Genomic DNA, 24,513 nt, shown 5'->3' on the forward strand with positions numbered 1-24,513 from the left:
CGCGCGGGGAGCTAGGAGGCGGGCGTGGTGGCGGACCAGAAGTCGTCGTGGAGGTACGGGCGGGGAAGCGGCTTGCCGCCCTCGTACGCGGGGGTATTGGTGTCGACGTTGGACGGCGTGGTGGGGTTCCCCACCGGGGACTTGGGTGCGCAGGGGCTGGTGACGCCGAAGCGGAACTGGCCTTCGCCCCCTACCGCCGCCTCCAAGCGGAAGCCATCCGGAGTCGACGCGAAAATCGCGGGGAACTCGGCGTCCGCCCGCACGTTCGTCACGGTGAAACCGCGACCCTTCCAGCCGCGCTCGACCATGCCGAGGAGGCTGCCGCGGCGTGCGGGGGAGACGACCGTCATCACCATGAGGCCACGGCTGACGTAGCCGCCCCCGGCGTCGGCGTTCTTCCAGTCCGTGCAGGTGTTCTGGCCGGGCGCCTCATGCACCCAGCGCAACGCCGGAGTGACCCCGGCGACGGTTTCCTGAAGAAGGGCGTCGGCCTTGTCGGCGGCCTGCTGCATGTTCATGTTCGTCGACTCTCCTTTCTGCTCGCTGGTGGAAGCGGATGGGATGAGGCCACACCCGGCGACGGCCAGCATCACGAGCAGGCCGCACGCGCGGCGGAATTGCTTCATCGGGGCTCCTGAGAGGTGACCAGGCGGGGCCGCCCCGCGACGATGGCGGCGATGTTGGCCGCCGACACCGGATCATCGTCGAAGTAGTTCGAGTGAGCGGGCACGGGTCCCTCACCGTCGATGAACGGTCGAGGACCGTCCCCGACCTGGAATCGGTGGGCGCCGAAGGTGTGGTTCGCGGGGTCCGTGCCGAAGTAGATCTGACTGGGATCGGTGGCTGCGTTCCCGACGGCGTAGCCGTCCAGAGCGCCCGCCGCAGCACCCAGGAGAGCCCCTCCGGGGACGGGAGAGACGAACCCCTCGAAGGCCCCGACGGCCCCTCCGCCCACGATGCCCAGCGCTTCCCTCTTGTTCGGCAGCATCGTCACTGGATCGTTCTCGGCAGCGCCCACATAGACATGATCGCGGCCCACCCCGAGGGCGTCGGCGGTTTTCGCCCCTGTTCCCGGGCTGCCGACGAGGATGATGTCGTCGGCGCCGGGAATGCCGCCCGGCTGCTGGGCGGCCAGGCCGACGGTGAGCGAACCGTAGGAATGGCCGATGGCGGTGATGTGCGGGTCGGTGTTCTGGTTCGTCACGCGGATGCCGTCCATGAAGTGGTTGTACGACGTCGCGCCCACCTCCGCGTCGTGGGTCCCCATGACGGCCACGTCGTCGACGACTTGATCAGCTGGAAGCTGAGGAGCGTCGTAGCCGAGCCAGACGATGGAGGCGCTGGAGTGGTCCAGGAAGGCTGCGGATTTGGCGGTCGAGCGGGCGCGCTCGATGTCGTTCGTCGCGAAGTGCTCGCTGAGTTTGGTGGCGAGCCCCGGGACGTATGCGGACACGTTGTGCGCGGTGTCGGGGTCGCCGAAGGAGACGATCGCACGGCCGTTGCCCTGATCGCCGATGCCGAGAAGGTACATCGAGGGCACCCCGGGTTCCGGGGCGGCCCGCAGCTGCTTGTCGATGGACAGCAGTCCGGCCAGCTGCGTCTGCGAGCGCTCGTCAGTCGCTCCCGCCAACTTTCCGATCAACACCTGCAGGTTGTCGCGGTTGGCCTCGTCACGGACCGCGCTCGGGATGCCGTCCAGGTTTCCGATGATGTCCGGGTACGCCGCGAGGTACTCCTCGCGTTCCTTCTCCGTGAGGTAGGACCACCAGGCCTTGCGTTCGGCCGGAGACTTGTCCGTGGGGATGTCGTTCTTCAGATAGTGGTCGGCGACCTCCCGTACCGCGGCTGCGTCGGCGGCCATGTCCTCCCAGGTCGCGGTGGCCACGCTCAGGCCGGGTTCGGCCTTGAGCCTGGTGAGGGTCGTGCTGAAGCGCTCGTCGATGCGGCGGGCTTCCTGGAGCGCGTCGTGGATCCGGTCCGCGATGGCCTGGGCCTTCGCGTGGTTCGGGTTGGTGTCGGTGAAGCCCGGCGGGGTCTGGGCGAGCGAGGGCGGGCGGGAGAAGAGGGGAGAGCCCCCGGTCACGCTGCCGCCGGGAAGCGGCTGCTTCGACATCAGGTTCTCACCGCCGGGGGGATAGCTCACGGAGCCGTCCCCGGCCACGGTGAACTTCAACGCCGCCGCGTCGTCCAGTGCGTCCCTCAACTTGCGTTGCGGACCGGCCAGTTCGTAGGCAAGCGAGTCTAGGGAGGTGCGGACAAGACCGCATTCGATGTGGACGTAGTCGTAGTTGCGGTCCAGGCCCCTCAACCGGACCGCCGCGTTGTCGGCGGCGTTGCTGGTCTGGGACTTCTCGATCGCGCCCAGCATCTCGTTGCTGAGCCGGTCCCGGGCCGCGTCGGCGTGGCGGCTGACGGTGCCCCAGCCGTCGGCCGCGCTCTGGAGGCCGGTCAGTTTGAGGTCGCGAAGTTGCTGCCAGGTGAGCACCACGTCACCGGCCCTTCGGGCCGGCCGGGGCCGGGTCGGCGTATCCGGTGATGGAGGACTTCACGCCGTGGTCGGTGCTGCCCATCGTGCGGGCGACCTCACGCAACTTGGGTTCCAGGGCGGCGCATTCGTCGCGCACCGCGGCGAGCCGTTCCTCCCAGGACGTCAGCACGGTCTTGAGCGCGGCGACACTCAACAGCCCTTCGGTTCCCGTGTCGATGCCCGCGTGGGCGCTGGTGAGGGCGCCCTTCGCCGTGTCGGTGTCGGTGAGTAGTGAGTGGGCCGCTCCGGCGGCGTCGTTCCATGGCTTGGGGGTGTGGTGCAGGTCGCCGGACCCGGCGGGGGTGGCCGATGCCAGTGTCATGGCGGGGCTGGGCGGCCCGGCCAGGTCGAGCATCCGCTGCCAGCTCTCCGGATGTGCCGCAGTACTCATGTCCCCCGCGCCCCTTGCTCCCCGTGCGGCCCCTCCGCCGCCCCGTATGACGTTAGGCCGACGGAGGTGGGGCTGTGCAAGCGCGAACAGGGCGTTGGCCGAAAAAAGTGCGGCGTCGCGTAGCAGGCCCTGAGCCGTCCGCGCAAGAGTGATCCGCCTCAGGCCGTGCGGAGGCGGTCACCCAGATGCGGAGCCGTGCCGGTTCTGTGAGGCGCGTGGGCGCGAACTCCGCCCGGACGCCCGCGTGGTCAGGCCTGGGCGGGTTCACGGGGTTGGGCGGGGGCCGGTTCGGCCGGGGGTGTGTTCAGGCCGGTCAGGGATTGGCGGGTGAAGCCGAAGTAGTACGTGGCCAGGAAGCCCACCGCGTAGCCGGTCAGCAGGCCGCCCGCGTAGATCGCGATCGTCGTGCCGAGGCCGTGGTTGCCCTGGAGCAGGGGGAACAGGGCCCAGCCCGAGGGGCCGATCGCGGTCGAGCCCACCTTGTCGCCCAGCATGGAGAACAGGCCGACGAACGCGCCGCCCGCGGCCCCGCCCGCGCACGCCGTGACGAACGGGCGGCCGAGGGGGAGCGAGACTCCGTAGATCAGCGGTTCGCCGACGCCCAGGAAGCCCGCCGGGAGCGCGGACTTGATGGTGGCGCGCAGGGAGTCGTTCCGCTTCGCGCGCAGGTAGACCGCCACCGCGCAGCCCACCTGGCCCGCGCCCGCCATCGCTAGGATCGGCAGCAGGACGGTGTAGCCCTGCTGCTCGATCAGGGTGGTGTGGATCGGGATCAGCGCCTGGTGCAGGCCCAGCATGACCAGCGGGAGGAACAGGCCGCCCAGGACCAGGCCCGCGAAGGCGCCGGTGTGGTCCAGGAGCCAGTTCGCCCCGTGGCCGATGCCCGTCGAGACCTCGCCCGCCAGGAACATCAGGCCGTACAGCGTGACCAGGCCGGAGATCAGCACCGTCAGGGTCGGCGTCACCAGGACGTCCAGGGCCTCCGGCACCCAGCGCCTGCACCACCGCTCGACGTACACCGCGAGCAGCGCCGCTCCCAGTGCGCCGAGCACCCCGCCCTGGCCCGGGGCCAGGGTCTGGCCGAAGACCGTGATCTTCGCGACGCCCGCGAAGACGATGATGGAGGCCACCGCGCCGCCGAGGACGGGCGTCCCCCCGAACTCCTTCGCCGTGTTGAAGCCGACGAACACCGCGATCAGCGCCATGAAGCCGGAGGCGATGGCGGCGAGGGCGGGGGTCACGCCGGAGAGCCAACCCAGGTTCACCAGAAGGCCGTTGAGGCCCGCGATGATGCCGCAGCCGATCAGGGCCGGGATCAGGGGAACGAAGATGTTCGCGATCCTGCGGAGGAAGAGTTTGAACGGCGTCGCGTTCTTCGCCTTGCGGGCCGCCTTCAGCTCCTCGCCCCTGCTCGCCAACTCCTCTGCGGTGACTGGCTGTTGCGCGTCCTTCCCCGCCGACACCAGGGCCTCGAACTCCGGGGCCACCCGCGCCACCGTGCCCGGGCCGAGCACGATCTGGTACGTGTCGTCCTCGACCACGCCCATGACCGCGGGCAGCGCCTTCAGCGCGTCGTCCTGGACCAGCGCGCGGTCCTTCAGGCCGAGCCGGAGGCGGGTCATGCAGTGGGCGACGGAGTCGATGTTCCGGGCACCGCCGACGAGCGGGAGGATCGCGGCGGCGGTGGCGCGGTTCTTGTTCTCTGGTGCCATGGTGCTGGTGCCTTGCTGTGCGGGGCCGGGAGGGGGTCAGGGGGCGGCGTGCAGCGCCGCGCGCAGGTGGCCCCGGCTCTCGGTCAGGAGGCGGGCCGCCGTGGGGCCCTCCACGCCGCCGAGGATGACGAGGATGGCGTTCTTCACCTCGCCGTCGGTCGCGGCGAGCGCGGCCTCGATCTCGGCGTCGTCCGCGCCGGTCGCCAGCGCCACGATGCGGCGCGAGCGGGCGCGCAGCTTCTCGTTGGAGGCGCGCACGTCGACCATGAGGTTCCCGTACGTCTTGCCGAGCCGGATCATGGTGATCGTCGAGATCATGTTGAGGACCAGCTTCTGGGCCGTGCCCGACTTCAACCGCGTGGAGCCCGTGAGCAGTTCGGGCCCGACCACCACCTCGATGCCGTGCTCGGCGGCCGCCGCGAGCGCGCTGCCCGCGTTGCAGGACAGGCCGATGGTGAGCGCGCCCACGCGGCGGGCGTGCTCGACCGCGCCGATGGCGTACGGGGTGCGGCCCGAGGCCGAGATGCCGACGACCGTGTCCCGGTCGGTCAGGCGCAGCCCGTCGAGGTCCTCGGCCGCCAGCTGCTTGGAGTCCTCGGCCCCTTCGACCGCCTTGACCATCGCGGAGGGGCCGCCCGCGATCAGTCCGATGACCTCGGACGGATCGGTGTTGAACGTCGGCGGGCACTCGCTGGCGTCCAGGACGCCGAGCCGCCCGGCCGTGCCGGCGCCCGCGTAGACCAGCCGCCCGCCCTCGGCCATCCGCGCGGCCGTGGCGTCGATCGCGGCCGCGATGTCCGGGAGCCGCTCGGCCACGGCGGCGGGGACGGTGGCGTCCTCGCTGTTCATGATCCGCGCGATCTCGGCGGTCGGCAGCCGGTCGATCTCCGCGAGGTCGGGCCGGAACGCCTCGGTGGTGAGGGTGGCCAGCTGGGCGCGGAGCTCGGCGTAGTCCTGGGTGGTCATGTGACGGCTGCTCTTTCTCTGCGTACGGCTCTGGCGGGCGCGGGACTAGCGGGTGCGTGGGGTGTGGCGGTGGGCGAGCGCCTCGTACGAGGCGGACAGGGCCGGGGCCGCCGTCTCGTAGGTGCGCTGGGCGATGCCGACGAACAGGCAGTCCACGACGAGGAGTTGGCTCGTGCGGGACGACATGGCGGCCGGGCGCAGCTCGCTCTCGCGGGCCGTGGAGGTGGTGAGGACGTGGTCGGCGTACTGCGAGATCGGGCCGTCGGGGCGGCCGGTGATCGCGATGGTGGTGGCGCCGTGGTCGAAGGCGACCCGCAGCGGCTCGATGACGTCGCCGGTGGAGCCGGAGTGGGTGATCGCCACCGCCGCGTCGCCGGAGCGCAGCTGCACGGCGTTGGTGACCGCCAGGTGCGGGTCGGTGTGGGCGTGCGCGATGAGCCCGATGCGCAGCAGTTTCTGCGCGAGGTCCTGGCCGACCAGCGAGGAGGCGCCGGCGCCGTAGATGTCGATCCGCCGGGCGCCCGCCAACGCGCCGACGGCGGCGCCGAGTTGGACGGTGTCGAGGGCGGCCGCGGTGTCGGCGAGGGTCTGCTGCTCGTCGTAGGCGAGCTTGGCGACGACGTCCGCGATCGGGTCGTCGACGGCTATGTCGGCGGTGACGGCGGGGGCGCGGCCGGACTGCTGCTGGGCGGCGAGCCCGGCCAGCGCGAGGCGCAGGTCGCGGTAGCCGGGGTAGCCGAGGAGGCGGGCGGTGCGCACCACGGTCGCCTCGCTGGTGCCGGTGAGCTCGGCGAGGCCGGTGACCGTGAGGGCCGCGCAGCCGGCCGGGTCGCTGGCGACGGCCTCGGCGACCCGCTGCATGGAGCGGGTCATGGACGGTGCGAGCGTGCGCACCTTGGCCGCGAGGGCGGCCGGTGCGGGCGGGGCGCCGCCGCTGAAACTTTCCTTCAGGTCATTGGTCACTCTTGAAAGATATTTTCGGCGCTGTCCGCGGTCAACCCCCTTTGGTCCCGTCGCGGCCCGGGCCCTTGGTCCCGCGCCCCGGGGGCCGTGGTGCGGGTGGGGTGACAATGGAGGACATGGACGACGCACAGCCCATCCGGCCGCTGGAACAAGCACTGCACGCCGCCCGCGCCCTGGTCCTGGCCGACCTCGCGGCGCGCGACGTGGCGCACGCGGACGTCGTCTCGCTGGTCGAGGACGCGGTCACCCACCGGCGCTGGTGGGTGGAGCAGTGGCCCGAGGGCACGGAGTACGTCGCGGGCCTCGTCGCCCAGGACGTACAGGACGCGCTCCTTGAGCGGTACGGCCGCTGGCCGCTGTGCCCGGTGTGCGACGCGGGCGATCCGCACGCGCTGGACGTGGAGCCCGAGCTCGGCCCCGACCCGCACTGGGTGTGCGCCAAGGCGGGCGTCGTGGTGGCCCGGGTCGGCGGGCTCGGCGGATGACCCTGTACATCGACCCGCCCACCTGGCCGGGCCACGGCCGCATGTGGTCGCACCTGGTCAGCGACGTCTCGTACGAGGAACTGCACGCGTTCGCCGCGTCCATCGGCTGCCCGCCGCGAGCCTTCGAACGTGATCACTACGACGTGCCCTCGCACCGGTACGACGACGCGGTGCGGGCGGGCGCGGTGGAGATCGGCTCGAAGGAGCTCGTACGCCGTCTCACGGAGGCGGGACTGCGCCGTCCCAAGGGGCGTCCGGCCTGAGGCGCCGCGGCCGGGGGCCCGGGTTCAGGGCCCGTCGGACCGCCGGTCCGGCCGCCGGGAAGGGCCGCCTGAGCCGCCCCCGACCCGCCCCCGAGCCGCCCGCACGGCCGGAACTTGTCGCCGGTTCGGCTGCGGCCCGTAGCCAGACGACTGCGGATCGGCTAACTTCCTTGCCAGTAGTCGTGGTTCCGAAGTCTCAACGCCCGCGGTTTACGCCGTGGGCGTTTGCTGTGCAGCAATGTCCGAGGACCAGGGCGATCACCTCACCCAGGGGTACTGACAAGCCAGTACCCCGCGATCCTCGACAGGGGAAACACATGGCAACCGGCACCGTGAAGTGGTTCAACGCCGAAAAGGGCTTCGGTTTCATCGCGCAGGACGGCGGCGGCCCGGACGTCTTCGTCCACTACTCCGCGATCAACTCCACCGGCTTCCGTGAGCTGCAGGAGAACCAGCAGGTCAACTTCGACGTGACCCAGGGCCCGAAGGGCCCGCAGGCGGAGAACGTCACCCCCGCCTAAGCGCCGTACCGAAGCGCCCCGCACCCGTGCACCGGGTGCGGGGCGCTTCGCCGTTTCGGGGCGGGTCAGACGCGGGCGCGCGCCGGGGCGGGGGCCGCCTGTGCCGAGCGGGCCACCACGCGGGAGCGCGACCGGTGCAGGCGCAGCGAGGCCGTGACGAGCGCCAGGGCGAGGACGGTCATCGCGGCGCCCGCCCAGGCGGTGGCCGCGAAGCCCAGGTTCGCGCTGATCACGACGCCGCCGAGCCAGGGGCCCGCGGTGTTGCCCAGGTTGAACGAGGACGTCGTCGTCGCGCCGGCCAGCGTGGGGGCGGCGCCGCCCACGTTGAACATGCGGGCGTTGAGCGCCGGGGCCGTGTAGAACGCCGACAGGCCGATCAGGAACGACAGGGTGATCGCGACCGCGGGCGTCGAGGCGAACAGCGCCAGCGCGACCAGGAACGCCGTCGAGGCGGTGATGCCGCTGAGCAGCACGCCGAAGAGGTGCGCGTCGGCGACCCGGCCGCCGATCGTCGTGCCGATCAGCGCGCCCACCCCGAACAGGCCGAGGACGGCCGGGACCCAGCCCGCGTCCACGTGCGCGACATCGGTGAGCAGCGGCTTGAGGTAGCTGAACGCGCAGAACACGCCGCCCGCGGCGAGCGCGGTGATCGCGACCGACAGGAGCACCTGCGGGTCGCGGTAGATCCGCAGCTCGCGGCTGAGCCGGGGCTTCTCCTCGGGGAGCGGGATGCGGGGGATGCGGGTCACGATGCCGACGAGCGCGATCGCGGAGGCCGCGCCGACCGCCCAGAACGCCGCGCGCCAGCCCAGATTGTCGCCGAGCAGCGCGCCGAGCGGCACGCCCAGGACGTTCGCGATCGACAGGGCGCCGATCATGACGGCCATCGCGCGGGCCCTCGCGTTGACCGGGACCATCGCGATGGCGACCGCCGCGCCGACCGCCCAGAACCCGGCGCAGGCCAGTGCGGAGACGATCCGCGAGGCGAACAGCAGCGCGTAGTTCGGGGCCAGCGCGCCCGCGACCTGCCCCAGGCCGAACGTCGTGATCAGCGCGATCAGGGTGGTGCGGCGCGGCAGGCGCAGCGTCGCCACCGCGAGCAGGGGCGCGCCCACCACCATGCCGATCGCGAAGGCCGAGATCAGCAGGCCCGCCTGCGGAATGGACACGCTCATGTCGTCGGCGATGGCCGGGAGCAGCCCGGTGAGCATGAACTCACTGGTCCCGAGCGCGAAGACGGACAGGCCCAGGATGTAGACGGCGAGCGGCATGCGGTCGCCGGAAGGCGCGGCGGATCCGGCGGGAGAAGCGGGGGTGGGTGCGGGCACGGGCGTGGGTATGGGCTCGGCGGGCATATCGGGTGCCAACACCGGATGGCCGGATCCGTATTCCCGGACCCGGTCCCCCGGCCAGTCCCGAACGCGATCCCCGGCCCCCCGGCGGCCTCGCTCGAAGCGGCCGCCGCCGTGCTCGGAGAGGCTCGCCGTCGGTCCCGAGCCCCCGCTCGAAGGGCCCGCCGTCAGTTCCTGGTCTGCTCGAAGAGGTGCTGGGCCGTTCTGCCGCCGATGGGGCGCGGAGTGTCGCCGATGCGGCGGAAGCCCGCGCGTTCCAGGACGCGCTGCGAGGCGGTGTTGTCCTCGTCCGTCGTGGCGTACACCGTCTCGACGTCGGACTGGGCCAGCGCCCACGCGGTCAGCGCCCTGAGGGACTCGGTGGCGTATCCCCGGCCGCGTACGGATTCGGCCAGGTCGTAGCCGATCTCGACGCGGCCGTCCTCGGGCGGGCCGTGGAAGCCGATGCCGCCGATGGCCCGGCCGTCCTCGGTGCGGACGATGACGTACGCGCCCCAGCCCGTGCGGTGCCGGCCCGTCTCCATGCCCGCCAGCATCTTCGCGGCGGCGAAACGGCTGCCCTCGTGCGGGCCGCCGGGGGCCCACCGCCAGCCGCCGGAGCCGCCTTCCTGGAGCTCGGCGGCCGACGCGCGGGTCAGCTCGTGGAGGGCGATGCGTTCGGCCTGGACCGTCACGGGGAGCACGCCGGGACACCTGCTTTCCGTCAGGGAGCGGAGCGAGCCGTGGGCTCAGGCCGATTATGTGGTGAGCAGGGTCAGTTCCGCCTCCAGGTTCTCGCGGGCCGCCGCCTCCCACTCGCGGGCGCCGTACGGGGTGCGGAACAGCCGTGGCAGCCCGAGCAGTTGGGTCAGCACCTCGGCGCGGCCCGCCCGGAACGCCTCGGCGGGTACGAAGGCGTACTCCTCGCGTACGGCCGCGGCGTAGGCGGCGTACGCCTCCGGGGCGGCGGCCAGGATCGCGAGGTCGGCGTCGCACAGGACCTCGCCGTCGGTGTCGCCGTCCTCGGGCGCGTGGGTCACGGTCAGGCGCACCAGACGGGCCACCTCGGCGGTGTCCTCGGCCCTCAACCCGGCCTCGGCCAGCGCGCGTTCGGCGAGCCGGGCCGAACGCTCCTCGTTCTCCGAGCGGTCGGGGAGGTACACGGCGTCGTGGAACCAGGCGGCGAGGCGTACGAGGTCGGGGTGGTCGGCGTACCGCTCCAGTACGTCGATGTGGTCCAGGACCGCGGTGAGGTGGGCGGTGCCGTGGTAGCGGCGGTGGGGTTCCGCCCAGCGGGCCAGCAGGGCGTCGCCGTACGGCGCGGGGTCGACGGCGTCGTCCTGGGCGGGGCGCACCGCCGTGAGCGCGGCCCGCCAGCGGGCGCGGAGGGGGTCGTTGTCCGGCATGCGGCCGAGCGTAGCGGGCCCGGTTCTCGCGCCCGCCCCTGTTCCGCCGCTGGACCCCGGCCTCCCGCCCCCGGCCGCCGGGCGCGCTGTCACATTCGGCCGGGCCCGTGCGTCATCGCGGTGACGGTCCTGGTGGCGATGGTGAGGAGAGGTGGGCCATGGGCGGGCACGAGTACCTGGCGGAGCGGTTCGAGGGGCACCGGGGGCAGCTGCGGGCGGTGGCCTACCGGATGCTCGGGTCGCTGCACGAGGCCGACGACGCCGTGCAGGAGGCCTGGCTGCGGCTCAGCCGCTCCGACACCGGCGCGGTGGAGAACCTCGGGGGCTGGCTGACCACGGTCGTCGGGCGGGTCTGCCTCGACATGCTGCGCGCCCGGGTCTCCCGCCGTGAGGAGCCGCTCGGGCCGCGCGTGCCGGACCCGATCATCAGCGGCGCGAACGGCACCGGGCCGGAGGACGACGTGCTGCTCGCCGACTCGGTGGGGCTGGCCCTGCTCGTGGTCCTGGAGACGCTGAGTCCGGCGGAGCGGCTCGCCTTCGTGCTGCACGACCTGTTCGCCGTGCCGTTCGACGAGATCGCCCCCGTGATCGGCCGCACCCCGGCCGCCGCCCGCCAGCTCGCCTCCCGGGCCCGCCGCCGGGTCCAGGGCGGCGCCCCGGCCGCGGACACGGACCTCGCGGGCCGTCGCAGGGTGGTCGAGGCGTTCATGGCGGCGGCCCGCGGCGGCGACTTCGAGGCTCTGGTCGAGGTGCTCGACCCGGACGTGGTGGCCCGGTCCGACGGCGGCGAGCTGCGGCCCGGCGGCGTTCTGCGCGGCGCCGAGGCGGTGGCGGGCGGGGCGGTGTTCGGGGCGCGGCTCGCCGAGTTCACCGTCCTCGTACTGGTCAACGGCAGCCCGGGGCTCGTCTCGCTGAGCGAGGGGCGGCCGCTGTCGGTGATGGCGTTCACGATGACCGGCGGTCGGATCGCCACCATCGACATCCTGGCCGACCCCGAGCGCCTCGGCAGGCTCGACCTCACGGTCCTGACAGCCTGAACTCCCCTTCGGTGAAGGGGAGTTCATGGTCCGGTGCGACGCCGGTTCAGGAGGCCTTGAAGCTCCGCAGGCGCAGGGAGTTGCCCACCACGAAGACCGACGAGAAGGCCATGGAGGCGCCCGCGATCATCGGGTTCAGCAGGCCCGCCGCCGCGAGCGGCAGGGCGGCCACGTTGTAGGCGAAGGCCCAGAACAGGTTGGACTTGATGGTGCCGAGCGTCTTGCGGGAGAGCCGGATCGCGTCCGCCGCGGCCCGCAGGTCGCCGCGGACCAGGGTCAGGTCGCCGGCCTCGATGGCGGCGTCCGTGCCCGTGCCCATCGCGAGGCCGAGGTCGGCCTGGGCGAGCGCGGCCGCGTCGTTGACGCCGTCGCCGACCATGGCGACCGAACGCCCTTCTGTCTGGAGGGACTTGACGACGTCGACCTTGTCCTGGGGCATGACCTCCGCGTACACCTTCTCGATGCCGACCTCGGCGGCGACCGCCTCCGCGACCGCCCGGTTGTCGCCGGTCAGCAGGATCGGGGTGAGGCCGAGGGCGCGCAGCCGCCGGATCGCCTCGGGGCTGGTCTCCTTGATCGCGTCGGCGACCTCGATGACCGCGCGGGCCTCGCCGTCCCAGGCGACCGCGATGGCGGTGCGCCCGGCCGCCTCGGCCGTCTCCTTGGCCGCCTTCAGGCTGGGGGTGAGCTCCATCGCCCACTCCGCGAGCAGCTGCTCGCGGCCGACCAGGACCGCGTGTCCCTCGACGACGCCCTGGACGCCGAGACCCGCGATGGTGGCGAAGTCCTCGGGGGTGGGCAGGGTGCCGGTGCGGGCGGTGGCGCCGTCGGCGACCGCGCGGGCGATGGGGTGCTCGGAGGAGTGCTCCAAGGCGCCCGCGAGCCGCAGGACTTCGGCCTCGGTGGTGGTGTCGGCGACGTGCACGGCGAGCAGGGTCATGCGGCCGGTGGTCACGGTGCCGGTCTTGTCCAGGACGATCGTGTCGACCTTGCGGGTGGTCTCCAGGACCTCCGGGCCCTTGATCAGGATGCCGAGCTGGGCGCCCCGGCCGGTGCCGACCATGAGCGCGGTCGGCGTGGCCAGGCCCAGGGCGCAGGGGCAGGCGATGATCAGTACGGCCACGGCGGCCGTGAACGCGGCGGTCAGGCCGGAGCCGTTGCCGAGCCAGAAGCCGAGGGTGGCGAGCGCGAGGCCGATGACGACCGGCACGAAGACCGCCGAGATCCGGTCGGCGAGGCGCTGGGCGGCGGCCTTGCCGTTCTGGGCGTCCTCGACGAGCCGGGCCATGCGCGCCAGCTGGGTGTCCGCGCCGACCCGGGACGCCTCGACAACGAGGCGGCCGCCCGCGTTGAGGGTGGCGCCCGTGACGGTGTCGCCGGGGGCGACCTCGACCGGTACGGACTCGCCGGTGAGCATGGACGCGTCCACGGCGGAGGAGCCCTCGACGACCGTGCCGTCGGTGGCGATCTTCTCGCCGGGGCGGACCAGGAAGCGGTCGCCGACCTTCAACTCGGCGGTGGGAACGGTCTGTTCGGTGCCGTCGGCGCGCAGCACGGTCACGTCCTTGGCGCCGAGTTCGAGCAGCGCCTTCAGGGCGGCGCCCGCCTTGCGCTTGGAGCGGGCCTCGAAGTAGCGCCCGGCGAGGATGAAGGCGGTGACTCCGGCGGCTGCTTCCAGGTAGATGTTGCCCGCGCCGTCCGAGCGGCCGATCGTCAGCTCGAAGGGGTGGGTCATGCCCGGGGTTCCGGCCGTGCCGAAGAACAGGGCCCACAGGGACCAGAGGAACGCGGCCGAGGTGCCGACCGAGATCAGCGTGTCCATGGTCGCCGCGCCGTGCCGCGCGTTGGTCCAGGCGGCGCGGTGGAAGGGCCAGGCGGCGTACGTCACGACGGGCGCGGTCAGGGTGAGGGAGAGCCACTGCCAGTAGTCGAACTGGAGGGCCGGGACCATCGACATCGCGATGACCGGGAGCGCGAGGGCGACCGCGGTGAACAGCCGCTGGCGCAGCGGCCGCAGTGCGTCGTCCGGCTCCGGGCCGCCGTCCTGGTCCTCGGTCCGCGCCGGCGCGGGCTCCTCGGCGGTGTAGCCGGTGGCCTCGACGGTGGCGATGAGGTCGGCGACGGAGACGTCCTCGCGGAAGGTGACCTTGGCCTTCTCGGTGGCGTAGTTGACGGTGGCCTCGACCCCGTCCATGCGGTTGAGCTTCTTCTCGATGCGGGCCGCGCACGAGGCGCAGGTCATGCCGCCGATGGCGAGTTCGACGTCGGCGGCGCCGGGTGTGGTGGTGGTCATGGCTGCGGCTCCTCGTACGTGGGGCGGTGCGGGCGGAGACGGGATCGGGTCCCCGTCCGGTCCGGGGTCGGTCAGGCGCGGCCGGTGAAGGTGTAGCCCGCGTCGTCGACGGTGTCGGCGATCAGCTGGTCGTCGGGGGCGCCGGTGGTCGTGACCGTCGTGCGGCCGGTGCCGATCTCGACGTCGACGGCGATCACGTGGTCGAGCTCGCCGATGGCCCGGGCGACGATGCTCTGGCAGTGCGCGCTGCCCACGCCCTCGACCGTGTAGGTGGCGGTGGTGGTGGCTGCGTTCTGCATGACGTCCTCCGTGTGATGCGCGGGTCCCGCGGCCCTTGCGGCTCCACGGTACCCCCTGGGGGTATTGCGATGGGGTCATGTATACCCCCCGGGTGTATCGATCCGCAAGGGGTTCCCGGGGCTTGACTTGATACCCCCTGGGGGTATGTTGGGGGCGTCGGTCACCGGAACGGGTGGCTGGTCGGCGGGGTTCTGCCGGAGCGCAAGGGAACGTGGGGAGTTCGTCATGAAGGTCGTCATGAACACAGGGCTGAAGATCACCGCCTTCGCCGCCGCGCTGGCCGCGACGTTCGGAACGGCGTACGGCGTGGGCAAGGCGGTCGACCCGGTGGTGGCGAAGCAGGCGCCGCACGCCGGGCACGGGGAGGGTTCGGGCGAGAGCGCCGGATCGGGGCATGCGGGGCACGCGGGGCACGGGGAGGGCGCTTCGGTGCCGGGCGGGCTCCAGATCGCCGACGGCGGCTACCGCCTCGACCTCAAGACGCCGCGGGTCGCGGCGGGCGGAGCCGCCGAGATCCGCTTCGCGGTGACCGGGCACGACGGGCGACCGGTCACCGCCTTCCGGAGCGAGCACGGCAAGGAACTGCACCTCATCGTCGCGTCGACCGACCTCGGCGTGTACCGCCACCTGCACCCCGTGCGGGCCGCCGACGGCACCTGGTCGGTCGCCGCCCAGCTCCCCGACGCCGGGGGCTACCGGGTCCTCGCCGACTTCACGCCCGCCGACGTGAAGGACGCCAAGGGGCTCGTCCTGGGCGCCGACCTCGCGGTCTCCGGGGCGTACGCACCGAAGGAACTGCCCGCTCCGGCGGCCACGGCGCAGGCCGGTGACGGGTACGAGGTCGCCCTGGAGGGCTCGCTGCTCCCCGGCCAAACGACCGAGCTGAAGCTCTCGGTGTCCAAGGACGGCAAGCCCGTGACCGACCTGGAGCCCTACCTCGGGGCGTACGGACACCTCGTCGCGCTGCGCTCCGGTGACCTCGCCTATCTGCACGTCCACCCGAACGAGGGCGGCCCCGGGCCGGTCGTCTCCTTCGGCGCGACCCCGCCCAGCGCCGGTGCGTACCGGCTCTTCCTGGACTTCCAGCACGGCGGAAAGGTCCGTACGGCCGCGTTTACCGTCCACGTGGGTGGGCATTTCGCGGCGTAGGCTAGTCAATGGACTAGACCTATTTGGGCCGAGCCGGGCCCGGGTTACGGAGGAATGGGGTCAGATGAGCAACCGTGCACTGCTTGAGGTGATCGCGCTCGACGCGGAGGACGCCGTCGCGGCCCAGGCCGGCGGGGCGGACCGCCTGGAGCTGGTCACCGACATGGCGGCCGACGGGCTGACCCCGCCCCTGGAGACCTTCGCGGCGATCCGCGCCGCCGTCGACATCCCGCTGCGCGTGATGCTGCGCTCGGCCGACGGGTTCGCGGCGGGCGACGTCGACGCGCTCGTACGCGATGCCCAGGCGCTGCGGGCCGAGGGCGCGGACGAGTTCGTGCTCGGCTTCCTCGACGAGACCGGAGCCCCCGACATGGCGGCCGTGCGCGCCCTCGCAGCCACCCTGACCGGGTGCCGGTGGACCTTCCACCGGGCCATCGACCGGGCCGCCTCCCGCGACGCCCTGCGCAAGGAGCTCTCCGACCTGCCGGGACTCGACACGTACCTCACCGCCGGGTCCTCGCTGGGCGTCGACGACGGCCTGCCGGTGCTCCTCGCGGAGGCCGCGCGGTCCGGCGAGCCGGGCTACGAACCCCGCATCCTGGTCGGCGGCGGGCTGCGCCTCTCCCATCTGCCGGTGCTGCGGGCCGCGGGCATCGACGCGGTCCACATCGGCGGCGCGTCCCGGCCCGGCGGCTGGTCCGCCCCGGTCTCCGCGGCCGCGGTCGCCGAGTGGCGCTCGGCGCTGGACGCGTAGGGGGCGCGGCCGGGCCCCGGATCGCCGTCGCGTACGCCGATCCGCCCCGGCCCCGGTCGGATCAGGCGAGCTGGGCCGGGAGCGGGGCCGTGTGCACGACCGTGAGGCCGGAGACCGCACGGGTCAGCGCCACGTACAGGCGGCGCAGGCCGGTGCGCTCGTCGGGCTCGCCGCTTACCACCGCGGCGGGCTCGTCCAGGACCACGTAGTCGTACTCCAGGCCCTTGGCGAGCGAGGCCGGGACCAGCGTGAGGCGGGACTCGGCCGTCGTCTCCTCGCCCGGCGCCAGATGGGCGAGGCCCGCGGCCTCAAGTGCCGCCGCCAGTACGGGAATGCGGGCATCGGCGGCGATCAGCCCGATCGAGCCCTCGTGCGCGAGGGACTCCCGGCAGGCCGCGACCACGTCCGCGTCCAGCTCCGCCGACGCGCGCACGTCCAGCGAGCCCGGCGTCTCACGCACCGACTCCACCGCCGCCAGGCCGGGGGAGATCGACGGCAGCAGCTTCGAGGCGTACGCGATGACCTCGCGCGGCACGCGGAAACCGGCCGTCAACTCCTCGACCACCGCGTCCCCCTTGCCCAGATGGCGCAGCGCCTCCGCCCAACTCGCCGTCGCCCAGGGCGTGGTGCCCTGCGCCAGGTCGCCGAGCACCGTCGCCGAACCCGTCGTGCAGCGCCGCCCCACCGCGCGGTACTGCATGGGGGAGAGGTCCTGCGCCTCGTCGAGCACCACATGGCCGAGCGAGTGGGTGCGGGCCACCAGGTCGTTCGCCTCGTCGATGAGGACGGCGTCCGCGGCCGTCCACCGCGCCGACTTCACGCTGCGGGCGGGTTTGGGCGCGAGGACCGCCTTCTGCTCCTCGTCGGTGAGGACGCCCTCGGCGTGCTCGGCCAGGAAGTCCGGGTCGTTGAGCAGCCGCAGCACCAGCTTCGCCGGGTCGACCGGGGGCCAGATCTCCTTGACGGCCGCCTTCACCGCCGCGTTGCGGGCCACCGCGTCCTGCACCCGGTCGTCGGGGGCCTCGCCCGCCTGCTCCATCCGCACCAGCACCGTGTGCGCGATGCGCTGCGGCAGCGCCTCGCGCGCGGCCCCGTAACGGATGTCCCGGTCCCTCAACTCCTCGACGATCTCCGCCAGTTCGTACGCGGGGACCCGCCAGCGGCGCGAACCGCGCACCACCACGAGCGGCTCGGCGGGAGGGGTGACGTGCGACCACACCGCGCGGCGCAGCACCTCGGCCATGCGGGCGTCGCCCTTGACGACGGCCGACTCGGCGGGGTCGGTGGCGCGCACCTCGATGCCCCGCGCGACGAGGTCGTCCACGGTCGCCTGCTGCACCTCCAGCTCGCCGAGCGCGGGCAGGACCTGCTCGATGTAGTGCAGGAAGGACCGGTTCGGCCCGATGACCAGGGTGCCGGTACGGGCCAGGCGCTCGCGGTGGGCGTACAGGAGGTACGCCACCCGGTGCAGGCCGACGGCGGTCTTTCCGGTGCCGGGGCCTCCCTGCACACACACGCTGCCGTTGAGGCCGGACCGTACGATCTCGTCCTGCTCGGGCTGGATCGTCGCGACGATGTCGCGCATCGGGCCCACGCGGGGGCGCTCGATCTCCGCCTGGAGCAGCTTGCTGGTCCGCGCGCTCTCCGTGGGGTCCGTGAGGTGCTCGTCCTCGTACGCCGTGAGGTCGCCGCCCGTGTAGCCGAAGCGGCGGCGCAGCCCGATGTCCATCGGGTCCTTCTTCGAGGCGCGGTAGAACGGCTGCGAGACCGGGGCGCGCCAGTCGATGACCATCGGGTCGCCGTCCGCGTCGTGGACGTGCCGGCGGCCGATGTAGAACCGCTCCCCCTCGGCTCCCTCGGCGAGGGCCGCGCCGGGGGCGTGCAGGTAGTCGAGGCGGCCGAAGAAGAGGGGGGTGTGGGAGAGGTCCGCGAGGGCCTTGATGCGGTCGTCGATCTGGCGCTGGAGGACGGCGGCGTTGACCCAGTTCGCGGTGACGTCCTTGATGTCGAGGGCCTCGACGTCCTCGCGCATGGCGCGCAGGGCCGCGCGGGAGTGGGCGAGGTGGGTGCGTTCGCGGAGCAGGGGGTCGAGGGCTTCGGGGTCGTGCCTCTGCACGGGGTGCCTCCGGCGGTTTGGGGGAGGGGGGATTTTAGGCGCGCCCGGGCTCGGGGGGCCAATGCTTTTCCCCCACCCCGCCCCTTCCCGAGACCCTCCGGGGGTTGAAGGACCCTGGGGCTCCGCCCCAGACCCCGTTCGCGCCTGAACGGCGCTCGTCCTCAAACGCCGGACTGGCTAAAGATGCCCATGCCGACCAGCACCGTACTGCTGAGGGGCGCGGGGAACTGCGCGAGAAGCGAGCACGGCCCGCAGATGGAAGAGGGTTTGAGGGGCGCGGGGAACTGCGCGACCGGCCGTGCACGGTCCGCGGGTGGAAGGGGGTTGAAGGGGCGCGGGGAACTGCGTGGTGCGTGGGGTCAGGCGGGGAGGAAGGTGATGTCCAGGGTGGGCAGTCGCCGCGGGTCCGCCAGGATGTTGAGCTCGGTGATCCGCCCGTCCACCCCCAGCGTGAAGGCCAGCACCGAGAACACCCGCCCGTCGGCCGCCGCCACGATGCCCGGCATGCCGTTGACCAGGACCAGCCGGTTGAACGCCGCCAACTTGCGGAAGGAGTAGGCCTGTTCGGCCACCACCCGCGCACCCCGCACCAGCTTCGTCGCCGGCAGACCCCCCGCGTCCGCGCGCAGCACGACGTCCGGGTCGAGCAGGGCGAGCAGCGCCTCGAAGTCGCCCCCGCGCGCGGCCGAGATGAACGCGTCGACCACCTCGCGCTGCCGCGCCCGGTCGGCCGACGACGAGGGCGCCCGGCCCTGCACCCGCCTGCGCGCCCGGCTCGCCAGCTGCCGCGTCGCCGCGGGCGTCTTGTCGACGATCGGCGCGATGTCCTCGAACGGCACCGCGAACATGTCGTGCAGGACGAAGGACAGCCGCTCCGCGGGGGCCAGGGTCTCCAGGACCACCATCAGGGCCAGGCCCACCGAGTCGGCGAGCAGCACCTCCTGCTCGGGGTCCACCGCGTCCACCGGCCCGAGCACCGGATCCGGCACATGGACGTACTCGTACTCCTCGACGTCGAGGGCCGCCTCGCGCCGGGTCCCGCGCGCACGCAGCATGTTGAGGCAGATCCGCGCGACGATCGTGGTCAGCCAGCCGCCCATGTTGTCCACCGCGCCGCTGTCCGCGCGGCTGGCCCGCAGCCAGCCCTCCTGGACGGCGTCCTCGGCCTCGCTGAGCGAGCCGAGCATCCGGTACGCCACCGCGCGCAGGTGACCGCGGTGCTCCTCGAAGCGCTGCGCGAGGTGTTCCTCGGCGTCCATCTCTGGTGTTCCTCCGTCGCGTTGCGTGGTGGCACTGCTCTGACACGGGAAAGGCGGCCGATGTGACAGGGGCGTAGGGGGCGATCGCTCCTACCCGTAGGGGACGGCGTGGGACCAGAGGACTACGTGGCGGGCGATGAGGTTCAGCCCGGGGAGCGATGTGACGGGGATGTCCGAAATCCATCATGGATACATGAGTGCAGCGACCTTCACCCCAGTCCCCTCCGCCCGCCCCGGCGCCCCCAAGGGCGCCACCGCCTCGGGCGCCGCCCCTCACCGTACCCACAAGATCGGCAACGCGGTCCGGGCCGCGCGGGTTCTCGCCGGTGCCGCGTTCAGCGTCGTCGTCATGGGCGAGTTCGCCGAGGAGGCCGGGGTCCGCCGCCGTCAGCACTGACCGGCCGGACGACTTCCGCGTGCACGCGGGCGCGCGGCCCCGCCGCTGATCACCCGCGCCGCTAGGGTCACTTCGTGTGACCGAACGCTCACCGCACGCCGTCGCCCGGGGCCTTCTCGGGCTCTCGCTCGCCGCGCTCACCGCGCTCTGCCTCGCCCTGCGGATCCCCATGGCGGACGCCCTGGTCTACCGGGCGGAGGGAGCGGCCGTCGCGCACGGCACCTCCCTGTACGGGTTCACCGTCACCGCCTGGCAGCTGCCCGCCACCTACCCGCCGTTCGCCGCCCTGCTCTTCGTGCCGGCCGCCTACGTGCCCCTCGCCGTGCTCAAGGCGGCCTTCTGCGTCGGCAACGTCCTGCTGTGCGCGCTGCTGGTCCACCTCTCCTGCCGGTTCGCGGGACTCGCGCCGGGCCGCGCCCTCGTGCTGGGCGCCACCGCCCTCGGCCTGTGGCTGGAGCCCGTCTTCCAGACCCTGCTCTTCGGACAGGTCAACCTCGCGCTCGCCTGCCTCGTGCTCTGGGACCTCTCCCGGCCCGCGGGCGCCCCGGGCAAGGGGTTCGCGGTCGGCGTCGCCGCCGGAATCAAGATCACGCCGCTGCTCTTCGTGCCGCACCTGCTGGTGCGCGGACGCCACCGCGAGGCCCTCACCGCGCTCGCCGGGTTCGGCTCGACCGTGCTGCTCGGGGCGCTCGTACTCCCCGACGCCACCGTCGAGTTCTTCACCCGGCGGCTGTTCGAGACCGGGAGGGTCGGCAAGGCGTGGATCGTCGACAACCAGTCCTTGCAGGGGCTGCTCGCGCGCCTGCTGCACACCTCCGCCCCCGGCCCGGTGTGGGCCTTCGCGGCGGCCGCCGTCGGCGCCGTGGGGCTGTGGGCCGCCCGCCGCGCCGACGAGCGCCGGGCCCTGCTCGCGACCGCCTTCACCGCGCTGCTGATCTCCCCCATCAGCTGGTCGCACCACTGGGTGTGGTGCGTCCCGCTGATCGCCGTGCTGGTCGCCGAGGGCCATCCGCGTACGGCCGCCGCGACCGCCGTCGTCTTCACCGCCCGCAGCCTCTGGCTCGTACCGCACGCGGGCGACCTCGACCTCCGGCTTCCGCTCTGGCAGCAGCCGCTGGCCGCGCCCTATCCGCTGGTCGGGCTCGCCGTGGTGGGGTGGGCGGCGTGGCGGGCCCGCCCGGTCGGGGTCAACTCTCAGCTGTCCGCGAGCAGTTCGTCCGCGTCCATGATCCGGTAGGCGTAGCCCTGTTCGGCCAGGAAGCGCTGGCGGTGGGCCGCGAAGTCCTGGTCGATGGTGTCGCGGGCGACCACCGAGTAGAAGTGCGCCTGGTGGCCGTCCGCCTTCGGACGCAGGACGCGGCCGAGGCGCTGGGCCTCCTCCTGGCGGGAGCCGAACGTGCCGGACACCTGGATCGCGACGGTCGCCTCCGGCAGGTCGATCGAGAAGTTCGCCACCTTGGACACCACCAGGACGCTGATCTCACCCTCCCGGAACGCGCCGAACAGCTTCTCGCGCTGCGCGTTGCTCGTCTCGCCCTTGATGACCGGCGCGTCCAAGTGCTCGCCCAGCTCGTCGAGTTGGTCGATGTACTGGCCGATGACGAGGATCTGCTGGCCCTTGAACTTCCGTACCAGCGCCTCCGTGACCTTCCGCTTGGTCGCGGTCGTGGCACAGAAGCGGTACTTCTCCTCGGTCTCCGCGGTCGCGTACGCGAGGCGCTCGGAGTCGGTCAGATTGACCCGGACCTCCACGCAGTCGGCGGGCGCGATGTAGCCCTGCGCCTCGATCTCCTTCCACGGGGCGTCGAACCGCTTGGGCCCGATGAGCGAGAACACGTCCGACTCGCGGCCGTCCTCGCGCACCAGCGTCGCGGTCAGGCCCAGGCGGCGGCGGGCCTGGAGGTCGGCGGTGAACTTGAAGACCGGCGCGGGCAGCAGGTGCACCTCGTCGTAGACGATCAGCCCCCAGTCGCGCGAGTCGAACAGCTCCAGGTGCGCGTAGACGCCCTTGCGGCGGGTGGTGAGCACCTGGTACGTGGCGATGGTGACCGGGCGGATCTCCTTCTTCGTGCCGCTGTACTCGCCGATCTCGTCCTCGGTCAGACTCGTCCGCTTCACCAGCTCGTGCTTCCACTGGCGGGCCGAGACGGTGTTGGTGACCAGGATGAGCGTGGTCGCCTTCGCCTCGGCCATCGCCCCGGCCCCGACCAGCGTCTTGCCCGCGCCGCAGGGCAGCACGACGACACCGCTGCCGCCGTGCCAGAACCCCTCGACGGCCTGCTTCTGGTACGGGCGCAGCGCCCAGCCGTCCTCGGCGAGCTCGATGGGGTGCGCCTCGCCGTCGACGTACCCGGCGAGGTCCTCGGCCGGCCAGCCCAGCTTCAGCAACGTCTGCTTGATCTGGCCGCGCTCGGAGGGGTGCACGGCGACCGTGTCCGCGTCGATGCGGGCGCCCACCAGCGGGGTGACCTTCTTCGAGCGCAGGATCTCCTCCAAGACCGGCCGGTCGGTGGAGGTGAGCACCAGGCCGTGGACGGGGTGCTTGCTCAGGGTGAGGCGGCCGTAGCGGGCCATCGTCTCGGCGACGTCGACGAGCAGGGCGTGCGGCACGGGGTAGCGCGAGTACTCGACCAGCGCGTCGACGACCTGCTCCGCGTCGTGCCCGGCGGCCCGCGCGTTCCACAGGCCCAGCGGGGTCACCCGGTAGGTGTGGATGTGCTCGGGGGCCCGCTCCAGCTCCGCGAAGGGCGCGATGGCGCGACGGCAGGCGTCGGCCTGCTCGTGGTCGACCTCCAGGAGCAGGGTCTTGTCGCTCTGGACGATGAGTGGTCCGGTCACCTGGGGCATGTCCCTTCCGACGGATGGCCCACCGGGCGGGGCGGGCAAACTTCCAGTCTGCCGCATCGGAGGCCCTGGTGGGGCGGCGAGGCGTACGGGTGTGGACGGACCGGGGCTTTGGCGAGGGGGCGAGGCGTGCGGACCTGGGCGGCGCGATGGGCGCCGGGGCTCCCGGACGGGACCGGCCGAGCATGCGGGCGGTGGTGGGGTGGCGGGCCCGGGGACAACACAGGGTGGCCCGAGGATAGGCGGCTGATCCCGGCAGGTCTAAGGTCTGGAATCCAGGACCAGAACGATGGGGGGCGCCAGGCTCGTGGATCAGGACGATGACGTCGTCGGCCGCCCCGGAGTGCTGCTCGTCGCCACCCGTGGAGCCGCCGGACCGGGCGAGGTCCTGGTGAGCGTCAGAGGCGGCACGGAGGCCTTCCTCGCCTGGTCGGAGGAGCCTCTGCCCAGGGGGACGACCGTGCTCGTGATCGGGTCCCGTGGCACGCGCCAGGTGGACGTCATCGAGTGGGCCGATCCGCTGGACGCGTTGGGCGGTTTCCCCGCCGACGCCGGCTGAGACGCCGTTTCCACCCCGTTCCTAAGGAGACAAAGGATGTTCGGTTACCGGGTGCCCGCCCCCGACGAGGCGATGCTGATCTCGGGTGGCAGGCGCGGTCTCGGGGGCGCCCCGTTCCGCGTAGTGACCGGCCACGGCAAGTTCGTCCTGCCGATTTTCCGCAAGACCCGCTTCCTCACCCTGTCGATGTGCGAGGCCGAGGTCACCGAGACCTGTGTGACCAAGCAGGGCATCGCGCTGCACGTGCGCGCGGTGATCGCGTTCAAGGTCGGCAACGACACCGAGTCCATCGTGAACGCGGGCCAGCGCTTCCTGTCCGACCAGGACCAGATGTCGGTCCTGACCGGCCGGATCTTCGCCGGTCACCTGCGGTCCATCATCGGCTCGATGACCGTCGAGGAGATCGTCACCGAGCGGCAGAAGCTCGCCGCGGAGGTCCTGGAGACCTCGAAGACCGAGATGGCGAAGATCGGTCTCATCGTGGACTCGCTCCAGATCCAGTCGATCGACGACGGCGACACGGGCTACATCGACGCGATGTCCGCGCCGCACAAGGCCGCCATCCAGCGGGCCGCGCAGATCGCCCAGGCGCAGGCCACCCAGGCCTCCGTCGAGGCCGAGCAGGTGGCGGCGCGCAACCAGGCCGAGTACGCCCGGCAGACCGCGGTCGTCAAGGCCGAGTACTCCGCGGAGGTCGACCGGGCCCAGGCGCACGCCGCCCAGGCCGGTCCGCTGGCCCAGGCGCACGCCCAGCAGGAGGTGCTCGCCGCGCAGACCGAGCTGGCCCAGCGGGCCGCCGAGCTCCGCCAGCAGCAGCTGGTCGCCGAGATCGTCAAGCCCGCGCAGGCCGAGGCCGAGCGGATCAAGGTCCTCGCGATCGCCGAGGCCGAGCGGATGAAGATCCAGGCCGAGGCGGCGGCGTCGTACGACCGGGTCGCGCTCGACCGGATGCTGATCGACCAGCTGCCGCAGATCGTGAAGGAGGCGGCGGGCGGGCTCGCGGGGGCGAACGTGAACGTGCTGAACGGCGCGGACGGGCTTGGCGAGATCGCGGCCGGTCTGGTGGGCCAGGGTCTGACGATCCTGGACTCGGTCCGGCAGAACCTCAGCGGTTCGGGCGAGCGTCCGGACAGCAAGAGCGGGGCTCAGCTCTCCCTGCCGGGGCTGCTCTCCGGCAAGCCGGAGTCCCGCGAGGGCAAGGGCGACGGGCCGGTCGACCTCGACTAGGCGGTGCCCTGAG

At 72.7% G+C, this 24,513-nt stretch carries 24 protein-coding genes; 10 read left to right on the top strand and 14 right to left on the bottom strand.

What is annotated here, in order from left to right:
• Nucleotides 1-11: 11 nt before the first annotated feature.
• The 6 genes from AC07F3_RS32805 to AC07F3_RS32830 all read right to left on the bottom strand — a co-directional run bounded on the left by AC07F3_RS32805 (nucleotide 12) and on the right by AC07F3_RS32830 (nucleotide 6,559).
• Nucleotides 12-626, bottom strand: a complete 615-nt coding sequence (locus AC07F3_RS32805; protein ID WP_479118145.1) for a hypothetical protein — start codon at nucleotides 624-626, stop codon at nucleotides 12-14.
• Nucleotides 623-2,488 carry an alpha/beta hydrolase gene (locus AC07F3_RS32810; protein WP_479118147.1) on the bottom strand — a complete coding sequence of 622 codons (1,866 nt, stop codon included), beginning with the start codon at nucleotides 2,486-2,488 and terminating at the stop codon, nucleotides 623-625. Before AC07F3_RS32810 ends, AC07F3_RS32805 begins: the two co-directional genes overlap by 4 nt.
• A 1-nt stretch (nucleotide 2,489) precedes the next feature.
• Entirely contained in the window at nucleotides 2,490-2,918 is a 429-nt protein-coding gene (locus AC07F3_RS32815; RefSeq protein ID WP_479118148.1) for a hypothetical protein, read from the bottom strand.
• 248 nt (nucleotides 2,919-3,166) lie between these two features.
• Nucleotides 3,167-4,630: a PTS transporter subunit EIIC gene (locus AC07F3_RS32820; RefSeq protein ID WP_479118149.1), complete on the bottom strand. Its 1,464-nt coding sequence runs from the start codon at nucleotides 4,628-4,630 to the stop codon at nucleotides 3,167-3,169.
• 36 nt (nucleotides 4,631-4,666) lie between these two features.
• Nucleotides 4,667-5,596 carry an N-acetylmuramic acid 6-phosphate etherase gene (murQ, locus tag AC07F3_RS32825; RefSeq protein WP_479118150.1) on the bottom strand — a complete coding sequence of 310 codons (930 nt, stop codon included), beginning with the start codon at nucleotides 5,594-5,596 and terminating at the stop codon, nucleotides 4,667-4,669.
• A gap of 45 nt (nucleotides 5,597-5,641) precedes the next feature.
• Nucleotides 5,642-6,559 (bottom strand): MurR/RpiR family transcriptional regulator, encoded by a 918-nt coding sequence (locus AC07F3_RS32830; protein WP_479118151.1) that lies wholly within the window; start codon nucleotides 6,557-6,559, stop codon nucleotides 5,642-5,644.
• Between the two features lie 116 nt (nucleotides 6,560-6,675).
• Here AC07F3_RS32830 and AC07F3_RS32835 point away from each other — a divergent pair, with 116 nt between their 5' ends.
• From AC07F3_RS32835 to AC07F3_RS32845, 3 genes are all read left to right on the top strand, one after another.
• Nucleotides 6,676-7,044 (top strand): hypothetical protein, encoded by a 369-nt coding sequence (locus AC07F3_RS32835; RefSeq protein ID WP_189389905.1) that lies wholly within the window; start codon nucleotides 6,676-6,678, stop codon nucleotides 7,042-7,044.
• Entirely contained in the window at nucleotides 7,041-7,307 is a 267-nt protein-coding gene (locus AC07F3_RS32840; RefSeq protein WP_114039094.1) for a DUF4031 domain-containing protein, read from the top strand. Before AC07F3_RS32835 ends, AC07F3_RS32840 begins: the two co-directional genes overlap by 4 nt.
• 317 nt (nucleotides 7,308-7,624) lie before the next feature.
• Nucleotides 7,625-7,828: a cold-shock protein gene (locus AC07F3_RS32845; protein WP_053724154.1), complete on the top strand. Its 204-nt coding sequence runs from the start codon at nucleotides 7,625-7,627 to the stop codon at nucleotides 7,826-7,828.
• A gap of 65 nt (nucleotides 7,829-7,893) precedes the next feature.
• Here the strand turns inward: AC07F3_RS32845 and AC07F3_RS32850 are convergent, their stop codons facing one another.
• The 3 genes from AC07F3_RS32850 to AC07F3_RS32860 form a co-directional block, all read right to left on the bottom strand.
• On the bottom strand, nucleotides 7,894-9,099 hold the full coding sequence (locus AC07F3_RS32850; protein ID WP_479118307.1) for a Cmx/CmrA family chloramphenicol efflux MFS transporter: 1,206 nt from the start codon (nucleotides 9,097-9,099) through the stop codon (nucleotides 7,894-7,896).
• A 248-nt stretch (nucleotides 9,100-9,347) separates the two neighbouring features.
• Nucleotides 9,348-9,863, bottom strand: coding sequence for a GNAT family N-acetyltransferase (locus AC07F3_RS32855; protein WP_479118153.1), 516 nt, complete (start codon nucleotides 9,861-9,863; stop codon nucleotides 9,348-9,350).
• A 54-nt stretch (nucleotides 9,864-9,917) separates the two neighbouring features.
• Nucleotides 9,918-10,565, bottom strand: coding sequence for an HD domain-containing protein (locus tag AC07F3_RS32860; RefSeq protein ID WP_479118154.1), 648 nt, complete (start codon nucleotides 10,563-10,565; stop codon nucleotides 9,918-9,920).
• 158 nt (nucleotides 10,566-10,723) lie between these two features.
• On the opposite strand from AC07F3_RS32860, the gene AC07F3_RS32865 reads away from it, so the two are divergent.
• On the top strand, nucleotides 10,724-11,602 hold the full coding sequence (locus AC07F3_RS32865) for a sigma-70 family RNA polymerase sigma factor (RefSeq protein ID WP_479118155.1): 879 nt from the start codon (nucleotides 10,724-10,726) through the stop codon (nucleotides 11,600-11,602).
• A gap of 46 nt (nucleotides 11,603-11,648) precedes the next feature.
• On the opposite strand, the gene AC07F3_RS32870 is transcribed toward AC07F3_RS32865, so the two are convergent.
• Nucleotides 11,649-13,895 (bottom strand): heavy metal translocating P-type ATPase, encoded by a 2,247-nt coding sequence (locus AC07F3_RS32870; RefSeq protein ID WP_479118156.1) that lies wholly within the window; start codon nucleotides 13,893-13,895, stop codon nucleotides 11,649-11,651.
• 71 nt (nucleotides 13,896-13,966) lie between these two features.
• A complete protein-coding gene (locus tag AC07F3_RS32875; protein WP_479118158.1) occupies nucleotides 13,967-14,194 on the bottom strand; it encodes a cation transporter in 228 nt (75 codons plus the stop codon).
• Between the two features lie 238 nt (nucleotides 14,195-14,432).
• On the opposite strand from AC07F3_RS32875, the gene AC07F3_RS32880 reads away from it, so the two are divergent.
• On the top strand, nucleotides 14,433-15,344 hold the full coding sequence (locus tag AC07F3_RS32880) for a hypothetical protein (protein ID WP_479118159.1): 912 nt from the start codon (nucleotides 14,433-14,435) through the stop codon (nucleotides 15,342-15,344).
• A 64-nt stretch (nucleotides 15,345-15,408) separates the two neighbouring features.
• Nucleotides 15,409-16,098 (top strand): copper homeostasis protein CutC, encoded by a 690-nt coding sequence (locus AC07F3_RS32885; RefSeq protein WP_479118160.1) that lies wholly within the window; start codon nucleotides 15,409-15,411, stop codon nucleotides 16,096-16,098.
• Between the two features lie 61 nt (nucleotides 16,099-16,159).
• Here the strand turns inward: AC07F3_RS32885 and AC07F3_RS32890 are convergent, their stop codons facing one another.
• Nucleotides 16,160-18,130: a HelD family protein gene (locus tag AC07F3_RS32890; RefSeq protein ID WP_479118308.1), complete on the bottom strand. Its 1,971-nt coding sequence runs from the start codon at nucleotides 18,128-18,130 to the stop codon at nucleotides 16,160-16,162.
• Between the two features lie 443 nt (nucleotides 18,131-18,573).
• A complete protein-coding gene (locus AC07F3_RS32895) occupies nucleotides 18,574-19,473 on the bottom strand; it encodes a sigma-70 family RNA polymerase sigma factor (RefSeq protein WP_479118161.1) in 900 nt (299 codons plus the stop codon).
• Nucleotides 19,474-19,666: 193 nt separating this feature from the next.
• Between AC07F3_RS32895 and AC07F3_RS32900 the strand changes: the two genes are divergently transcribed.
• Nucleotides 19,667-19,870 carry a hypothetical protein gene (locus tag AC07F3_RS32900; protein ID WP_479118163.1) on the top strand — a complete coding sequence of 68 codons (204 nt, stop codon included), beginning with the start codon at nucleotides 19,667-19,669 and terminating at the stop codon, nucleotides 19,868-19,870.
• A gap of 76 nt (nucleotides 19,871-19,946) precedes the next feature.
• A complete protein-coding gene (locus tag AC07F3_RS32905) occupies nucleotides 19,947-21,107 on the top strand; it encodes a glycosyltransferase 87 family protein (RefSeq protein WP_479118165.1) in 1,161 nt (386 codons plus the stop codon).
• Here AC07F3_RS32905 and AC07F3_RS32910 read toward each other — a convergent pair.
• Nucleotides 21,065-22,708, bottom strand: a complete 1,644-nt coding sequence (locus AC07F3_RS32910; RefSeq protein WP_114039198.1) for a DNA repair helicase XPB — start codon at nucleotides 22,706-22,708, stop codon at nucleotides 21,065-21,067. The genes AC07F3_RS32905 and AC07F3_RS32910 overlap by 43 nt on opposite strands.
• 313 nt (nucleotides 22,709-23,021) lie before the next feature.
• On the opposite strand from AC07F3_RS32910, the gene AC07F3_RS32915 reads away from it, so the two are divergent.
• On the top strand, nucleotides 23,022-23,273 hold the full coding sequence (locus AC07F3_RS32915) for a hypothetical protein (RefSeq protein ID WP_479118167.1): 252 nt from the start codon (nucleotides 23,022-23,024) through the stop codon (nucleotides 23,271-23,273).
• Nucleotides 23,274-23,309: 36 nt separating this feature from the next.
• On the top strand, nucleotides 23,310-24,500 hold the full coding sequence (locus AC07F3_RS32920) for a flotillin family protein (protein ID WP_469841249.1): 1,191 nt from the start codon (nucleotides 23,310-23,312) through the stop codon (nucleotides 24,498-24,500).
• Nucleotides 24,501-24,513: the final 13 nt, after the last annotated feature.

This window comes from Streptomyces sp. NPDC045846, from assembly GCF_056431605.1.